The organism is Actinoplanes sp. NPDC024001 (assembly GCF_040638955.1).
Classification (GTDB): Bacteria; Actinomycetota; Actinomycetes; order Mycobacteriales; family Micromonosporaceae; genus Actinoplanes.
This window is the reverse complement of the sequence record NZ_JBEZZB010000098.1, coordinates 23,282-39,692: the sequence shown is the minus strand read 5'-3', so window position 1 is coordinate 39,692 and position 16,411 is coordinate 23,282. Positions and strand designations below refer to the sequence as shown.

14 protein-coding genes are annotated in these 16,411 nt (G+C 72.6%); 3 read left to right on the top strand and 11 right to left on the bottom strand.

Features of this window, described 5'->3' with window-relative positions; all coding sequences use genetic code 11:
* Nucleotides 1-582: 582 nt before the first annotated feature.
* The 5 genes from AB0F81_RS31900 to trpC form a co-directional block, all read right to left on the bottom strand.
* Nucleotides 583-1,773, bottom strand: a complete 1,191-nt coding sequence (locus AB0F81_RS31900) for an NAD(P)/FAD-dependent oxidoreductase (protein WP_360203232.1) — start codon at nucleotides 1,771-1,773, stop codon at nucleotides 583-585.
* A gap of 14 nt (nucleotides 1,774-1,787) precedes the next feature.
* Nucleotides 1,788-2,888, bottom strand: coding sequence for a prolipoprotein diacylglyceryl transferase (gene lgt / locus AB0F81_RS31895; RefSeq protein WP_360203231.1), 1,101 nt, complete (start codon nucleotides 2,886-2,888; stop codon nucleotides 1,788-1,790).
* Between the two features lie 63 nt (nucleotides 2,889-2,951).
* On the bottom strand, nucleotides 2,952-3,752 hold the full coding sequence (gene trpA, locus AB0F81_RS31890) for a tryptophan synthase subunit alpha (RefSeq protein ID WP_360203229.1): 801 nt from the start codon (nucleotides 3,750-3,752) through the stop codon (nucleotides 2,952-2,954).
* Nucleotides 3,749-4,990 carry a tryptophan synthase subunit beta gene (trpB, locus tag AB0F81_RS31885; RefSeq protein WP_360203227.1) on the bottom strand — a complete coding sequence of 414 codons (1,242 nt, stop codon included), beginning with the start codon at nucleotides 4,988-4,990 and terminating at the stop codon, nucleotides 3,749-3,751. The genes trpA and trpB overlap by 4 nt, the downstream gene beginning before the upstream one ends.
* Nucleotides 4,987-5,778, bottom strand: coding sequence for an indole-3-glycerol phosphate synthase TrpC (trpC, locus tag AB0F81_RS31880; protein WP_360203234.1), 792 nt, complete (start codon nucleotides 5,776-5,778; stop codon nucleotides 4,987-4,989). The genes trpB and trpC overlap by 4 nt, the downstream gene beginning before the upstream one ends.
* 398 nt (nucleotides 5,779-6,176) lie before the next feature.
* Between trpC and AB0F81_RS31875 the strand changes: the two genes are divergently transcribed.
* A complete protein-coding gene (locus AB0F81_RS31875; RefSeq protein ID WP_360203225.1) occupies nucleotides 6,177-6,452 on the top strand; it encodes a hypothetical protein in 276 nt (91 codons plus the stop codon).
* A 33-nt stretch (nucleotides 6,453-6,485) separates the two neighbouring features.
* Here the strand turns inward: AB0F81_RS31875 and AB0F81_RS31870 are convergent, their stop codons facing one another.
* Genes AB0F81_RS31870 through hisI form a run of 3 tightly spaced genes read right to left on the bottom strand, consistent with a single transcriptional unit; the run spans nucleotide 6,486 to nucleotide 8,937 of the window.
* Nucleotides 6,486-7,070, bottom strand: coding sequence for a Trp biosynthesis-associated membrane protein (locus AB0F81_RS31870; RefSeq protein ID WP_360203223.1), 585 nt, complete (start codon nucleotides 7,068-7,070; stop codon nucleotides 6,486-6,488).
* Entirely contained in the window at nucleotides 7,067-8,575 is a 1,509-nt protein-coding gene (locus tag AB0F81_RS31865) for an anthranilate synthase component I (RefSeq protein WP_360203221.1), read from the bottom strand. The genes AB0F81_RS31870 and AB0F81_RS31865 overlap by 4 nt, the downstream gene beginning before the upstream one ends.
* Nucleotides 8,572-8,937: a phosphoribosyl-AMP cyclohydrolase gene (hisI, locus tag AB0F81_RS31860; protein WP_360203219.1), complete on the bottom strand. Its 366-nt coding sequence runs from the start codon at nucleotides 8,935-8,937 to the stop codon at nucleotides 8,572-8,574. The genes AB0F81_RS31865 and hisI overlap by 4 nt, the downstream gene beginning before the upstream one ends.
* 213 nt (nucleotides 8,938-9,150) lie before the next feature.
* Here hisI and AB0F81_RS31855 point away from each other — a divergent pair, with 213 nt between their 5' ends.
* Nucleotides 9,151-11,067, top strand: a complete 1,917-nt coding sequence (locus AB0F81_RS31855; protein WP_360203217.1) for a hypothetical protein — start codon at nucleotides 9,151-9,153, stop codon at nucleotides 11,065-11,067.
* Between the two features lie 113 nt (nucleotides 11,068-11,180).
* On the opposite strand, the gene AB0F81_RS31850 is transcribed toward AB0F81_RS31855, so the two are convergent.
* The gene (locus AB0F81_RS31850; protein ID WP_360203216.1) at nucleotides 11,181-11,924 is read right to left on the bottom strand and encodes a DUF2470 domain-containing protein; all 744 of its coding nucleotides are present in this window, start codon (nucleotides 11,922-11,924) and stop codon (nucleotides 11,181-11,183) included.
* Nucleotides 11,925-11,994: 70 nt separating this feature from the next.
* Here AB0F81_RS31850 and rpsD point away from each other — a divergent pair, with 70 nt between their 5' ends.
* Complete coding sequence (gene rpsD / locus AB0F81_RS31845; RefSeq protein WP_360203214.1) at nucleotides 11,995-12,603, top strand: 30S ribosomal protein S4; 609 nt, start codon at nucleotides 11,995-11,997, stop codon at nucleotides 12,601-12,603.
* A 129-nt stretch (nucleotides 12,604-12,732) separates the two neighbouring features.
* Here the strand turns inward: rpsD and AB0F81_RS31840 are convergent, their stop codons facing one another.
* Entirely contained in the window at nucleotides 12,733-14,529 is a 1,797-nt protein-coding gene (locus tag AB0F81_RS31840; RefSeq protein ID WP_360203212.1) for an ABC transporter ATP-binding protein, read from the bottom strand.
* Nucleotides 14,526-16,295 carry an ABC transporter ATP-binding protein gene (locus AB0F81_RS31835; protein WP_360203210.1) on the bottom strand — a complete coding sequence of 590 codons (1,770 nt, stop codon included), beginning with the start codon at nucleotides 16,293-16,295 and terminating at the stop codon, nucleotides 14,526-14,528. The genes AB0F81_RS31840 and AB0F81_RS31835 overlap by 4 nt, the downstream gene beginning before the upstream one ends.
* Nucleotides 16,296-16,411 lie beyond the last annotated feature (116 nt).

The following is a 16,411-nucleotide window of genomic DNA, read 5'->3' as shown; positions in this document are numbered from 1 at the left end:
CCTTCGTGATCTTCAGACAATCCGAAGGATCTGCGGTGGCCGCCTCTTTCATCCCGGAAAATCCGGGTCATACACCACTTCGGTGGACGTGACCCAACTCGCAAGCGCAGCCGAGCAGACCGGCTGACAACCAGCGTCGCCTGGGGCCGGCCGAGGCAAGCGCAGCCGAGCAGACCGGCTGACAGCCAGCGCGGTCTCAGGCCCGCCGAAGCAACTCGCAAGCGCAGCCGAGCAGACCGGCTGACAACCAGCGTCGCCTGGGGCCGGCCGAGGCAACTCTCAGGCGCAGCCGAGCAGACCGGCTGACAGCCAGCGCGGTCTCAGGCCCGCCGAGGCAACTCTCAGGCGCAGCCGAGCAGACCGGCTGACAGCCAGCACTGTCTCAGGCCCGCCGAGGCGGCTCTCAGGCGCAGTCGGGCTGGTGGGCTGGCGGGCAGTGTCGGTTCGGATCGGCCGGAGCAGCCTCAGGCGCAGCCGGAGGAACCGGCTGGCCGCCAGGGCTGTCTACATGCGTTCGAACAGCGCTGAGAGTCAGCAGACCAAGATCGGCGTGAATCGGCGTGCGCTTCGTACCGGTAGGGGTTATTCGGGTGGGGTCCAGTCGGAGACTGGGTTCAGGGAGCGACCCAGCATGCGCGGCCGCATGTGGTTGAGGGCGGCGTCGCGGGCTCGCAGCGCCAGGCGGCCTCGGGCCTGGACCACCGCGGACATCCGCCGGTTCTGCCGGACCACGCTGGTGGTGCGGGGGCGGCGCAGGCGGCTGTAGGCCTGGACCGCGGCGCGCAGGTCGGGGCCCGGCTCGGCGGTTGCCATCAGCGAGCGCAGCGTGGCCGCGTCCTCGAAGGCGAGGCAGGCGCCCTGGCCGAGATGGTGCGGCATGGCGTGGGCGGCGTCGCCGAGCAGGACCACGCCGCCGGGGCCGGATTCGAAGCCGTAGGCGCGGGGCAGCGGGCGCAGCTCGCGGACGCCCTGCGGGACGAGTTCCTCGGGGCGGGTGGCGGCCAGCAGCTCGCCGACCGGTTCGGGCCAGCCGGCGAACCAGCGCCGCAGCAGCGCCAGCTGGGTGGCGGGAGGTTCGGGGCGGGTGGCGCCGGCGGCGGTGGCCACCCAGTAGACGCCACCCTTGCCGGCGGCGCGTTCGCCGAGCGGGATCGCCACGAAGCGGTAGCCGGCGCCGAGGGTTTCGCCGCCGGGGCAGCGATCGTCGGAGAGCCGGGGCACCCGGAAGCCGGGGATGACCGCCTGCCAGGCGGCGAAGCCGGAGCCGAGCGCGACCGACTCGGGAGCCAGGGCGGCGCGGACCCGGCTGTCGATGCCGTCGGCGCCGACCAGCAGATCCGCCTCGATGGTGGTGCGGCCGTCGCTGACCGCGGGACGCTGCCGGGGGCCGGTGGTGACCACGGCAGCGTCGAAGCCGGTGCGGATCTCGACGTGCTCGCCGAGACCCGCGACCAGCGCGTCGTAGACGTCCTCCAGGTGGGCGGCGGCGGGCGCCGGTCCCGCCCCGGCGCGGGCGCGGGGCGTGACCAGCCACTGCCCGTCCGGGCGCCGCACCCCGCCGTCGGGCAGCGGCGACGCGATCGCCGACCAGCCGCCGTCGGGGTCGAGCGCCTCCAGGGCGCGCAGTCCGTTGGGCCAGAGCACCACCGCGGTCGGTGGGCCGGCCACCCGTTCGGCACGTTCCAGGACGGTGACCCGCCAGCCGGACCGTGACAGCGCGCCCGCGGCGGCCAGCCCGGCCATCCCCGCGCCCACCACCACGGCCGTGCGCATGCCGGGCCCGGGTGTCAGTTCTCGTCTGCGGGCCGGGACTTGCCGGCCTCGTCCGAGTCGGCGACGTCGGAGCCACCGACCGAGGTGGAGACGGCGGAGACCGAGTCGGTGGGTTCGGCGGGCGGCAGGACGCCGGTCCGCTCGTACGCCCGGAACCGTTCCTCGCTCACCACCTGGTAGGCGGTCGGCATCTTGGGGCTGCTCTCCTCGGCGCCGGAGACGTCGACCTGGGAGACGTCGCTCGGCGCCGCCTCCTCCGCGGTCTCCGGGGCGTCGATCGGCACCACGTATTCCCGCGGGCCGCGGACCACCACGAAGTAGATCGCCGCGCCGAGGAAGATGATGATCGAGGTGAAGACGTTGAGCCGGACGCCGAAGAAGGTGTTGGCCTCGTCGACGCGCAGCATCTCGATCCAGAGCCGGCCCGCGGTGTATGCCATCACGTACAGCGCGAAGGCCCGGCCCCGGCCGAACTTGAACTTGCGGTCGAGCAGCCAGACCAGCCCGGCGGTGCCGAGGTTCCAGATCGCCTCGTAGGCGAAAGTCGGGTGGTACAGCTCCGGCTTCGTCACCGGCTCGCCGTCGATCATCGTGGCGTGGCCGGGGTTGGCCGAGTCCATCTCGTGTACCTCGAGGCCCCACGGCAGGGTGGTGACCTTGCCGTACAGCTCGTTGTTGAACCAGTTGCCGAGCCGGCCGATCGCCTGGGCCACCGGCAGCGCCGGGGCGAGCGCGTCGGCGAAGACGCTCAGCGGCAGGCCGATCTGGCGGGCCGCGATCCAGGCGCCGAGCGCGCCACCGGCGACCGCACCCCAGATGCCGAGGCCGCCCTCCCAGATGTAGAAGGCGCGGATCGGGTCACCGCCGGCGCCGAAGTAGTCCTGCGGCGAGGTGATCACGTGGTAGATGCGGGCGCCGATGATGCCGAACGGCACCGCCCACACCACCATGTCGAGCGAGGTCCATTTCGCCACCCCCCGGTGGCGCAACCGCTGCTCCATGAGCAGAGTGGCGACGACCATGCCGAGGATGATGCAGAGCGCGTAAGCCCGGATCGGCAGGGGACCGAGATGCCACACCGAGGTGGTGGGACTGGGGATGGCGGCGATGTTCACGGGTGCACACGCTACCGCCGCCGGGCTCTGTGGTGACGCCCGGGCGGCGGGCAATTTTTCTGATCAGACGCGGGCGCGGACACCCTCGGCGAGTTCGGCGCTGAGCGCGCGCAGCCGCCCCAGGCCGGTGGCCCGGTCCGGTGCCTCGAGCACGCAACGAATCAGCGCGCTGCCGACGATCACCCCGTCCGCGAACGCGGCGACCTCGGCGGCCTGCTTACCGGTGCCGACGCCCAGGCCGACGCCGACCGGCATGGCCGGATCGGCCTCGCGCACCCGGGCCACCAGCTCCGGCGCCTGCGAGGAGACCGAGGTACGGGCGCCGGTGACGCCCATCAGCGCGGTGGCGTAGACGAAGCCCCGGCAGTTCGCCACGGTCATCGCCAGCCGCTCGTCGGTGGAGCTGGGCGCGACCAGGAACGTCCGGTCGATGCCGTGCTTGTCCGAGGCGGCGATCCACTCCTGCGCCTCGTCCGGGATCAGGTCCGGCGTGATCAGCCCGGTGGCCCCGGCCGCGGCCAGGTCACGGGCGAACGCGTCGACGCCGTACTTCTCGATCGGGTTCCAGTAGGTCATCAGCACGACCGTGGCGCCGGCGTTCGCGACCGCTTCGATGATCTTGAGAGTGTCCCGGGTGCGGACCCCGTTGGCGAGCGCGATGTCGCTCGCCTTCTGGATCACCGGGCCGTCCATCACCGGGTCCGAGTACGGCAGCTCGACCTCGATCACGTCGCAGCCGGCCTCGTGCATCGCGATCATCTGCTCGATGCTGTGGTCGACCGTCGGGAAGCCGGCCGGCATGCAGCCGACCAGCACCGAGCGGTTCTCCGACTTCGCCTTGGCGAAGGTCGCCGCAATACTCACGTGTTCTCCCCGGGAACGACCGTCTCGACCGGGTCGAGGATGCCGAAGTAGGCGCCGGCGGTGTGCACGTCCTTGTCACCGCGCCCGGACAGGTTCACCACGATCGTCGGCGTGCGCCCGAGCTCCTCGCGCAGCCGCGGAGCGATCTTCGCGACCCCGGCCAGGGCGTGCGAGCTCTCGATCGCCGGGATGATCCCCTCGGTACGGCAGAGCAGCTGGAACGCCGCCATCGCCTCGGCGTCGGTGACCGGCTCGTAGCTCGCCCGGCCGGTGTCGTGCAGCCAGGCGTGCTCCGGGCCGACGCCCGGGTAGTCCAGGCCCGCCGAGATCGAGTGCGACTCGATGGTCTGCCCGTCCTCGTCCTGCAGCAGATAGGTGCGGTTGCCGTGCAGCACCCCCACCGACCCGCCGGTGATCGAGGCGGCGTGCCGGCCGGTCTCCACCCCGTCGCCGCCGGCCTCGAAGCCGTAGAGCCGCACCGAGGAGTCCGGGACGAAGGCGTGGAAGATGCCGATCGCGTTGGACCCGCCGCCGACGCACGCGGCGACCGCGTCCGGGAGCTTGCCGGTCAGCTCCAGGCACTGGGCCCGGGCCTCCACCCCGATGCCGCCGACGAAGTCGCGCACCAGCTCCGGGAACGGGTGCGGCCCGGCGGCGGTGCCGAGCAGGTAGTGGGTGGTGTCGACGGTGGTGACCCAGTCCCGCAGGGCCTCGTTGAGGGCGTCCTTCAGGGTCCGGGAGCCGTTCGTCACCGGGACGACCGTGGCGCCGAGCATCCGCATCCGCGCCACGTTCAGCGCCTGCCGCTCGGTGTCCATCTCGCCCATGTAGACCGTGCACTCGAGGTCGAGCAGGGCGGCCGCGGTGGCGCTCGCGACGCCGTGCTGGCCGGCGCCGGTCTCGGCGATCACCCGGGGCTTGCCCATCCGCTTGGCGAGCAGCGCCTGGCCCAGCACGTTGCGCACCTTGTGCGCACCGGTGTGGTTCAGGTCCTCCCGCTTCAGCAGGATCTCCGCCCCGAGCGCTTCGGAGAGCCGGTTCGCCCGGTAGAGCAGCGACGGCACGCCCGCGTAGTTGAGCAGCAGGTCCTGGAACTCCGCCTGAAACGCAGGGTCCGTCTTCGCCGACCGGTACGCGGCGTCCAGCTCGTCCAGCGCCTTGATCAGCGCCTCCGGGACGAACCGGCCGCCGTACCGGCCGAAGTGGCCGGCGAGGTCGGGCAGCGCCGCAGCGGTCATCGGACCGGCCTGGGCGTGGCCGGGTGGTTACCGGCGTTGACCAGCTCGGCGACCGCGTCGCGCGGCGACTTCTGGGTCACCAGGCCCTCACCGACCAGCACCGCGTCCGCGCCCGCCGACGCGTACCGGATCAGGTCGTGCGGCCCGCGCACGCCGGACTCGGCGATCTTCACGACGTTGTTCGGCAGGCCGGGCGCGATGCGCTCGAAGACCGACCGGTCCACCTCGAGGGTGCGCAGGTCGCGGGCGTTGACCCCGATGACCTTCGCGTTCGCCTCCAGTGCCCGGTCCGCCTCCTCCTCGTTGTGCACCTCGACGAGGGCCGTCATGCCCAGCGACTCGATCCGCTCGAGGAGGCCGACCAGCGCGTTCTGCTCCAGCGCGGCGACGATCAGCAGGACCAGGTCGGCGCCGTGCGCACGGGCCTCGTGCACCTGGTAGCTGGAGACGACGAAGTCCTTGCGCAGGACCGGGATCTTCACCGACCTGCGGACCGCCGTGAGGTCCTCCAGCGAACCGCCGAACCAGCGGCCCTCGGTGAGCACGCTGATGCAGCGCGCGCCGCCGGCCGCGTACTCCCCGGCCAGCTCGGCCGGGTCGGGGATGTCGGCGAGCGCGCCCTTGGACGGCGACGCCCGCTTCACCTCGGCGATCACCGCCACGCCGGGCTTGCGCAACGCCGCGTACGCATCGATCGCGGGCGGGGCCGCCGCCGCGAGTTCGCGCACCTTTTCCAGCGGCATCGCCGCCTGACGTGCTGCTACGTCCTCTCGCACCCCGGCGAGGATCTCTTCGAGAACGTTCTGCGGAGCCGCCTCGCGCCGCGCGGGTCCGCCATTGCCCGCTTCCGCCTGATCGGATGTCACGTAATGACTCCCCTCTCCGGGTGTCTTCGGCCCGATGCTAGGAGGTCACAGCCGGTGACGGGCCCCGGGGGTATGGCGCGCCTCACGGAATGGGCTGGGGCATAATGCCAGCCCGCCTGGCAAGAGCTGTCACGTCCCTCACAGCTTATTGCCAGGCGCAAGGCGCTGCGCTGGGGACCCTCCCCCATTCGGCCGATAGCACCCCGCGTTGACGTGTCCGTCACCGTGCGGAAATAGGACTCCACCATGATGTGACTCGGGCAGACTTGTCCCGGCGCCTGCGTGCGCCGCCAGCCGGACGATGATTGCGGAGTAGAACGATGGCCACTGCCTCACCTACCCAGCCGATCGGGTTCGCCACCCTTTCCCGGACTCTCGTCTCCCTCGCGGCCGACGTCGCCACCGGAGTGCAGCGGGCGGTGGTGGGCCCGGCGAACGTCCGTACCGCCCGGGACAACGCCTGGGACGCGATCCAGGCCGACCGGGCCCGCGCGATGGCTCGCGCCGAGACCAGCCGCGCCGTCGCCGCCATGATCGCCACCCGCCCGGTGGCCCGGTCCCGCCGCGCCGCGTCCCTGGCCGGCTCCCGCCACTGATCCGTTAACCCGTTCAGGTGATCCACTCGCGGGTCAGCGGGTCGGATCCTCACCCCGGTCCAGTGCCTCCCAGAAGGCACGGTTGTCGGTCGATTTGACGGAATCCGCGGGATTCACCGAGGTCTCCTGCGGTCCGGGCGGGGCCGTCGCCGGGGTGGACGACGACGGGGGCGTGCTCCGCTCGTACCGGGAGGACATGGCCGACCAGAGATGACCGTGTCGCGCGGCCAGCAGGCCGCCCACCGCGACGATCGCGCCGCCGAGGACGCACGCCACCGGCCAGATCGCGGCCCCGGCGCCGGCCTCGCCGGCCGCCACGCCGGTGCGGGCCAGCACCGCGCCGACGGCGATGCCCACGCCGGAGAGCACCAGCAGTCCGCCGAGGACGCGCCGGACGACACCCCGGGTGGCGAGCAGCGCGCCGGCGCCGGCCAGGGCGACCAGGGCCAGGCCGACGAGCCACGGCTGCGCCTCGGCGCCGGTCTGTTCGGTACGCAGGTCGGACAGCCCGGTGCGATGCTCCACCCGCACCGACCAGACACGGGTCGCCGCGTAGACGCTGAGCCCGGCGCCGGCCAGGCAGGCGAGCACCGCGACGAGGTGGCTGCGCCGGGTCATCGGGCCGCGCGCAGCGTCTCGGCGGAGGCGATCGCGGCGAGGACCGCAGCGGCCTTGTTGCGGGTCTCCTGCTCCTCGGCGGCCGGGTCGGAGTCGGCGACGATGCCGGCGCCCGCGCCGACGTAGGCGACACCCTCCTTGATCAGCGCGGTGCGGATCGCGATCGCCATGTCCATGTCGCCGGCGAAGCCGAAGTAGCCGACCGTGCCGCCGTAGAGGCCGCGACGGGTCGGCTCCAGCTCCTCGATGATCTCCATGGCCCGGACCTTGGGCGCCCCGGAGAGGGTGCCGGCCGGGAAGGTCGCGGCGAGCGCGTCGAACGCGGACCGGTCCTCGCGCAGCCGGCCGACCACTGTCGACACGATGTGCATGACGTGGCTGTAGCGTTCGATCCGGGCGAATTCCGGCACTTCGACCGAACCGGGCTCGCAGACCCGGCCCAGGTCGTTGCGGCCCAGGTCGACGAGCATCACGTGCTCGGAGCGTTCCTTCGGGTCGGCGAGCAGCTCGGCGGCGAGGGCGGCGTCCTGCTCCGGGGTGGCGCCCCGCCAGCGGGTGCCGGCGATCGGGTGCAGCAGCGCGGTGCGGTTGGCGCTCACCTTGAGGTGCGCCTCCGGCGAGGAGCCGACGATGTCGAAGTCGTCGAAGCGCAGCAGGTACATGTACGGGCTGGGGTTGGTGGCCCGCAGCACCCGGTAGACGTCGAGCGCGTTGGCGTCGGTGGGCCGCTCGAACCGCTGCGCCACCACGATCTGGAAGCACTCGCCGGCGCGGATCGCCTCCTTGGCCGTGTCCACCGCCTTCTGGTACTCGCCCGGCGCGGTCCGGCTGACCGGCTCGCCGGCCGGCCGCCGGTCCACCGTGGAGACCATCGGCGGGGTGGGCCGCGACAGCGCGGTGGTCATCGCGTCCAGCCGGCCGATCGCCTGGTGGTAGGCGGCCCGGCGGGCCGCGTCGTCGGCGTCCTCGGCGAGCACCGCGTTCGCCACCAGCAGCGCCGAGCCCTCGTGGTGGTCGAGCACCACCAGGTCGGTGGCGAGCATCATGCCCAGCTCGGGCAGCGGCACGTCGTCGGCCGCGGTGGCCGGCAGCCGCTCGAAACGGCGCACCAGGTCGTAGCTGAGATAGCCGACCATGCCCCCGGTCAGCGGGGGCAGATCGGCATCGGGTTGCGCTCCGCCGGTCAGCGCGGCCACCGTCTCACGCAGGGCCGCGACCGGATCACCACCGAGCGGTACGCCCTCCGGAGGGGTGCCGAGCCACGCGGCCTGGCCGTCGCGCTCGACCAGTGTGGCGGCGCTGCGGACCCCGATGAAGGAGTACCGCGACCAGGCCACTCCCTGCTCCGCCGACTCGAGAAGGAAGGTGCCCGGGCCGCCGGCCAGTTTGGTGTAGACACCGACCGGGGTCTCCCCGTCGGCGAGCAGCTTGCGGGTGACCGGAACGACCCGCCTCTTCGTCCGGACGAAGCCGGCCTCGTCCGGAAAGGTGGCTCCGCTGGTCACTTCTCCTCCACGGGCAACTCGTCGGTGAAGCAGGTGTGCGTACCGGTGTGGCAGGCCGCGCCGATCTGCTCGACGGTGACCAGCAGCGCGTCCCCGTCACAGTCCAGCGAGACGCTCTTGACGTGCTGGAAGTGGCCGGAGGTGGCGCCCTTCACCCAGTACTCCCCGCGGCTGCGGGACCAATAGGTGGCGCGCCCCGTGGTGAGGGTACGGCGCAGCGCCTCGTCGTCCATCCAGGCGAGCATCAGGACGTCGCCGGTGCCGTGCTCCTGCACGATCGCCGCGACCAGGCCGTCGGCGGTGCGCTTGAGCCGGGCGGCGATCGCCGGGTCCAGGGAGGTCTCTACTTCGGGTACGGACACGGTGCGATTCTCCCCCCAACGGTTGCGAGGGTCGTAACGACCCACAGAGGGCCCACGATCCGGTCACAGGGGATGTGCCGGACAGTCCGGAGCGGTACCGTCGCCGAAGCGCGATACGTGCCTGACTGCCTCACTCGTCCGCCGGCCGTTGTGTTCGCGCAGCTCCTCCGAGCCCCGGCGGGCGCACGTCGCGACGGGAGTGGTGAAACCGAGATGGAGCCGAAGTCCAGCCCCGACTACAGTCGGCCCTCGCCCGGCCTCGCCCGGTTCTGGCAGGTCCGGCCGGATACGGAGGCGTCCACCGGCTATCCGCCCGCCGAGGCCGAGCCGGAGATGGTGGCACTGGGCTCCCGTCGTTCGGCTGACGCGCTGGAGACCCCCGCGGACCTGCTCGCCGGCTCCCCGCTGGCCGGCACCTTCGGCGCGCACCCGGTCTCCCCGCTGGTGCCCGTCGCCTCCGCGGCCCGCCAGCCGGGTGTCCCCGGGCACGGGCAGAACGGCGACCGGCCCGGAGCCGACCCGTTCGGCCTGAACCGGGCGGCCGGACGGGCCACTCCGAACTCGTCGCGCAACCCCGGCGGCGGCCGCCCGTTCCCCGGGCCACCGGCCCGGACCCGGCACGGCGATACTGATCACTCCGTCCCTACGGACGACCAGGCAAACCCCGCTCAGGACGTAAAGTCCCAGGAGCCGGAGGCCACCGACACGGGTCGTGAGGGCACTTTCGGCGGCTTCGTCCTCGGCGGGCGGTTGGGCGGCACCGGACGGTTCCTGTTCGGTGGGCGCAACGCCTCCGAGCCGGAGGACGTGGGCGACCGTTCCGTTGACGCGGAAGAAGCGGGCGAACCGGAACAACCGGAGTCCCGGGCGGGGAAGATCGCCGGGGACGACGAGGGCTCCGGTGACTCTCAGGTCGCCGACCAGCCGACCGACGAGGAGTCGGCCGGTGCGACGCCGGCGGACGATCCTGCGGATCAGACACCGCCGGAGGCCGACCAGGACGCCGCCGAGATGGCGGGCCCTAGCGACGAGAACGGACGTGAGGACATGAACGGACGGGCAGGGGCGCCCGGCTACGCGCAGACCGGCGAGGCACCGGGCCCGGACGGCACGCCCGAGGCCGCCGAGGAGCCGGCCGCCAACCCGGCGGACGCACCCCGGCCGGCTGCCGGCTGGGCCGCGGTTCCGGGTGCGACGCACCCGGTCGTGCCGGCTCCGGCCGGTCCGGTCTCCGGTGTGCCGGTGTCACCCGGGTTCGCCCCGGGGGCGTACGGGATGCCGGACTTCACCCCGGACCACCCGGCCGGCACGCTGGCGCCGGTCTCCGGGGCGCCGGAGCAGGCCGTCGAGCCCGCCGACCCGGCCGCCACCGCGCCGGTCTCGCCGGCTCAGGCGCCTGACCTGCAGCCGCCCGCGGTCACGTTCCCCACGGTGCAGATCCCGGCCACCCGGACGCCTCCGGACCTGGCTCCCGAGGCGAGCGCCGCCGAGACGCCGGACAACGGCGGCTACGCCGGCCTGCCGCCGGCGCCGGACGGCGCGTTCGGGTTCAGCCCGGCCGGTTACAGCCTGGGCCGCTCCGGGGACGCCTTCGGGGTCGCCTCGGTCACGCCCGCGTCGCCGCAGCCCGGTTCGGTGGCGCCGCCGCCGCCCGAGTTCCAGGCGTTCCCGCCGGCCGACGGCATGGTCACCGGGCACGCGGTGGGCGGCGGCACCCGCCGGTCCCGTGAGGACGACGAGGAGCCGCAGCCGGCGCCGCGCCGTTCGGCCAGCCTGGAGGACGCCGAGCCGGTGCGCCGGGCGAGCCGCCGCTCCACCCGCACGGAGGAGCCGGCCTCGGTCGCCGAGGAGGCGCCGCTCGTCGGCCGCACGGTCTGGGACGAGGACGCGGCCCGGCACTTCCGGGCGGCGTGGCACGAGGTCAAGGCGGAGTTCGTCGACGACCCGGTCACCGCGCTGACCCGGGCGCACGACCTGCTCACCGACGCGGTGAACGAGCTCACCGAGGTGCTGCTGGCCGAGCGGGACGAGCTGGACCCGCTGCGCGGCACGGACACGCCGGACACCGAGAGCATGCGGATGGCGATGCGCGGTTACCGCGAGTTCCTGGACCGGATTCTCTCCCTGTAAAAGGTTGTGCTCTGCCGACCGCGGCACCGGTCGGCAGAGCACAAGAAGCGGGATCCCGCGGCCAGACGGCGGCAGAAGGTGGCCGCCGGGACCCCGCCCCGATCAGGGGCCGCTCAGGCGGCGGTCTCCTCGTGCGCCGTGCACCGGCGGCAGAGGATCGGGTGCAGCAGGTGCGCCAGGTCGTGCCGGTCGGTGACCGGGCGCGGGAAGGCCAGCCGGGCGCTGCGCCCACCCATCCGGACCACGAAGCCGTACCGGTCCAGGCGGACCATCTTCGGCTCGTCGCCGGGACGGGCGGCCGGCCCGAGCTGCCGGAGCACGTAGTCGCTCATCTCCGTCATGTGGTGATCGGCCAGGTCGGCGATCAGGTCGAACTCGACGGTCCGCAGCGGGTCCGGAGTGGCCTCGGCATAGTCGTCCGGATCGACCTCGGTGAGATTCTCGTTACGTTCGTACCGGACCTCGGCCACCTCCATGCGGTAGAGCGCCTGGCTCTCACCGATGTCGAGCAGGTCGCCGCAAGCGTCGGTATCCGCGTAATCCAGCGCCGCGGCCCGGGCATCGTCGCCGGTCAGCTGGGTTGCCCAACCGGAGACCCAGACCCGGCCCAGCGAGGGCGAGGTGGCCATCGGCGGCACGTCCCGGATGTCCAGGACCAGCGCGGTGTCGTCGTTACCGTCCTGTGGGCGCAGGGCGGACGCGAGGGTACCCTCGGCGGGCACGAGAAGCAGCACGCGTCCCTGCGAGTCGGTGACGTGCCGGATCGGGAGCGGTCCGGGACGGCACGCGATGTGGGCGACGGCGGGCAGGTGACCGGCGGCGAGCGTGCGCGCGATCTCGGCGGGACTGGGTTGCATGACGAGCACCTCCGGGCACCGGTTAGGCTTACCTAAGTTAGGCAAGGCTTACCGTAACAGGAGATCCCAGTTGAACAACTCCCGACCCAAAGCGAAGCTCTCGCGGGCGCTCGGCATCCCGCTGACGCGTAAGTGCGTCAAGTACTTCGAGCGGCGCCCGTTCCCGCCCGGCGTGCACGGCCGGGGTCGCCGCAAGAGCTCGGACTACCAGGTCCGGCTGCTGGAGAAGCAGCGGCTGCGCCACCAGTACAACATCAGCGAGGTCCAGATGCGGGCCGCGTACGACGCCGCCCACAAGGCCGAGGGCAAGACCGGCGAGACGATGGTCACGCTGCTCGAGCGCCGCCTCGACGCCACGGTGTTCCGGGCCGGTTTCGCCCGGACCATCTACCAGGCCCGTCAGCTCGTCGTGCACGGTCACTTCACCGTGGACGGCAAGAAGGTGGACCGCCCCGGTTACAAGCTGAAGCCGGGTCAGGTCATCGAGGTCCGGGAGAGCAGCCGGCAGAAGCCGCCGTTCCAGATCGCGGCGACCGGCGCGCACATCGACGGCCCGACCGCGCCGTACCTCTCCACCGTTCTGGAGGAGCTGCGCAGCACGGTGATCCGTGCCCCGCAGCGGTCCGAGGTTCCGGTGCTCTGCGACGAGCAGCTCGTGGTCGAGTACTACGCACGTTGATGAAAGAGCTCGCGAATCGCTGAGATGGCGGGCCTCTCGCCATGGTCGCTTGCTTCCGGGCTTCCGCCGCGGGCAAGCACAGCGGCCATGGCGAGCGACGCGCTCATCTCACCGGCGGCACCCGGCCGGTCAGCGCGTTTGTTCCAACCAGCTGGCGTAGAGCTTGGCGTAGATCGAACCCTCCTCGGCGACGAGGCGGGCGTGCGGGCCGCGTTGCACGACGCGGCCCGCATCCACCACAATCACCTCGTCCGCGGCCTGGGCCGTGGACAGCCGGTGCGCGATGGTCACCGTGGTCCGCCCCCGGGTGACCAGGTCGAGCGCGTGCTGCAGGCGCACCTCGGTGGCCGGGTCCACCGCGCTGGTAGCCTCGTCGAGGACCAGCAGGTCGGGATCGGCCACATAGGCCCGGACCAGCGCCACCAGTTGCCGCTCGCCGACGCTGAGCGCCTCGCCGCGCTCCCCCACCGGGGTCTCCAGCCCGTCCGGCAGCCCGGCGAGCCAGTCAGCCAGTCCCAGCTCGGTGAACGCCCGGGTCAGCGCGGAATGCGTGAGATCCGGCGCGGCGAACAGGATGTTCTCGGCGACCGTGGCGTCGAAGAGGAAACCGTCCTGCGGCACCATCACCACCCGCGAGCGCAGCGACGAGAACCGCACCTCGGTCAGCGGCGCCCCGCCGAGCAGCACCTCACCCTCGACCGGGTCCATCAGGCGGGTGAGCAGCTTGGCGAAGGTGGTCTTGCCGCTGCCCGTCTCCCCCACCACGGCCACCTTGGTGCGGGCGGGGATCTCCAGGTCCACGTCGGAGAGCACGATCGGGCCGCCCGGATAGCGGAACGAGACGTCGCGGAAGCGCACCGAGAGCGGCCCGGTGGGCAGCTCCACACCCCGGTCGTCCGGGTCGGCCACGTCCGGGTCGACGTCGAGCACGTCGAGGATCCGGCGCCAGCCGGCCACCGCGTTCTGCGCCTCGTTGAGCATGTCGGTGGCGATCTGCACCGGCTGGATGAAGAGCGTGACCAGGAACAGGAACGCGGTCAGCCGGCCCACGGTCAGCTCGCCGTCGATGCCGAGCAGGGTGCCCACCACGACCACCCCGGCCAGCGCCAGGCCGGCACCGACCTCGCCGCTGGAGAAGCTGGTCACGCTGGTCCGCATGGCCCGCTGCTGGGCCTGGCGCAGGTCGCCGATCGCGCTGTCCAGCCGGGCCTCGGTCCGGCCGGCCACGCCGTAGGACCGGATCACGGTGGCGCCGACCACGCTCTCGGCGATCACGCCGAGCATCACGCCGGTCCGCTCGCGCACCGCCCGGTAGACGGCGGCGAGCCGTTTCTGGAACAGCCGGATCACCGCGACCGCGGGGCCGAAGGCGAGCAGCACCACGACGGTGAGCTGCCACGAGTAGACGAACATCACCACGGTGGAGACCAGCAGCTGGCCGGTGGCGAGCAGCAGCTGCACGCCGCCGGTCTGCAGGAACTGCGAGATCTGGTCGACGTCGCCGGTCACCCGGGACACCATCGAACCGCGCCGCTCGGACTGCTGGTGCAGCATCGACAGGTCGTGGATGTGCCGGAAGGTGCGGGAGCGCAGGCCGCCGAGGGCGGTCTCGCTGACCGTGAAGAGCCGGCGGGTCATCAGATAGCCGCAGAGCGTCGAGATCGCCAGAGCGCCCAGGGTGAGCGCGACGATCACCATCACGACCCGGACGTCCGGGCCGCCGGGCGCCCGGATGCCGCGGTCGATGCCCTGCTGGATGGCGATCGGCACGGCGACCCGGCCACCCATCTGCAGGATCGCCAGGGCGAGCGTCCCGGCCAGCCCGGTGCGCAGCTCCGGGGAGAGGGCAAAGCCGCGGCGGATCGTGGCGACGGTGCCGGTCGGCGTCGGTTTCTCGCCGCGGGTGAGCAGAGTGCTGTCGCTCATCGGTCCGCCTTCTCGTACGCGGTGACCAGGTCCCGGTAGCCCGGCTGCGTCGCCATCAGCTCGGTGTGCGTGCCGGTCGCGACCACCCGCCCCTGATGCAGGTAGACCACCTCGTCGGCGAGCGCGATGGTGGCCCGCCGATAGGCCACCACCAGGATCGACGTCCCCGAGTCGCGCTTGCGCAGGGCGCCGAGGATGGCCGCCTCGACCCGCGGGTCGACCGCGCTGGTGGCGTCGTCGAGCACCAGCAGGCGGGGCTGGCCGGCCAGCGCCCGGGCCAGGGTGATCCGCTGCCGCTGGCCGCCGGAGAGCGAGGTGCCGCGCTCACCGACCGCGGTGTCCAGCTTCTCCGGCAGCCCGCCGACGAACCCGTCGGCCTGGGCCAGGCGCAGCGCCGCCCACACCCGGTCGTCGGTGATCCCCGGCCGGTCCAGGGCGATGTTGCCGCGGACCGAGTCGTCGAAGACGAACGGCACCTGCGGGACCACGGCGGTCGCGGCGGCCAGCGCGGCGCCGGAGAGGTCGGGCAGTTTCATCCCGTCGATCGCGACGTGGCCGGCGTCCGGGTCGACCAGCCGGACAGCCAGCGAGGCGATCGTCGACTTCCCGGAGCCGGTGGCGCCGACCAGGGCCACGGTCTTGCCGGCGGGCACGGTGAAGGTCACCTCGGTGAGGACCGGTGGGCCGTCCGCATAGCGGAAGTCGACCTGCTCGAAGCGCAGCTCGGCGGGGCCGTCGCCGGCGAGCGTGCCCTCGCCGTACGCCAGGTCGCCGTCGGCGGAGAGCACCGCCTGCACCCGCTCCCAGCCGGCCACGCTGCGCGGCAGCTCACCGACCACCCACCCGATCGCGCGCACCGGGAAGGCGAGCACCGTGAACAGGAAGGCGACGCTGACCAGCTCGGCCACGCTGATCGCGCCGGTCTGCAGCCGCCAGGTGCCGAGCAGCAGCACGGCGAGCGTGCCGACGCTGGGCAGGCTGTCCATCAGCGGGTCGAAGACGCCGCGGAGCCGGCCCACCGCGATCAGCGAGTCGCGCAGCTCGGTGACGAAGACGCCGAACCGGCGCGACTCGTCGGCCTCCCGGCCCATCGTCTTGACCACCAGCGCGCCGTCGAAGCTCTCGTGCGCCACCGCGCTGACCTTGGCGCGCATCCGCTGCGCGTGGATCTGCCGCGGCGACATCCGCCGCGAGTAGAAGAAGTTCAGCGCGAACAGCGACGGGAAGAGCGCCACGCCGACCAGCGCGAGCACCCAGTCGGTGACGAAGAGCGAGAGCACCGCGGCGGCGATCATCACGATCGTGCCGACCGCGAACGGCAGCGGGGCGATCACGCCCCACGTCGCCTCGACGTCGGAGCTGGCGTTGGAGAGCAGCGTGCCGGTGGCGTGCCGCTGGTGCCAGGCGGGCGGCAGCGCGAGATAGCGCCGGGTCACCGCGCTGCGGTAACGCGCCTGGAGGCGGAACTGCATGAACCCGGCGCCGAGCCGGCGGCCGAAAATGCTGGCCACCCGCAGGCCGCTGATGCCCAGCAGCACGGCCACGATGAGCGCGAGCTCACCGGTGCCCACGCTGCCCGCCGCGAAGGCCGGCACCACCACGTTGCCGATGATCGAACCCACAACGTACGAGTTCGCGATGATCAGCAGACCGAAGAGGCTGCTGCCGATGACGCTGACGGTGAACAGGCGTGGCTCGGTGCGGATCGCGTGGCCGAGCACCCGCAGACCGCGTACCAGCACGTCGTTGCTGGTTCTGCTGCTCAATTTCCTACCCGACTGGTAAGCGTTCGCCGGGGCGTCCGGCCTTACCGTCCATCCTGCCCAAGAAGCCGCCCGGCCCCCACTCGTTTACGTTGTGGCCACGATTACACCCACTAATA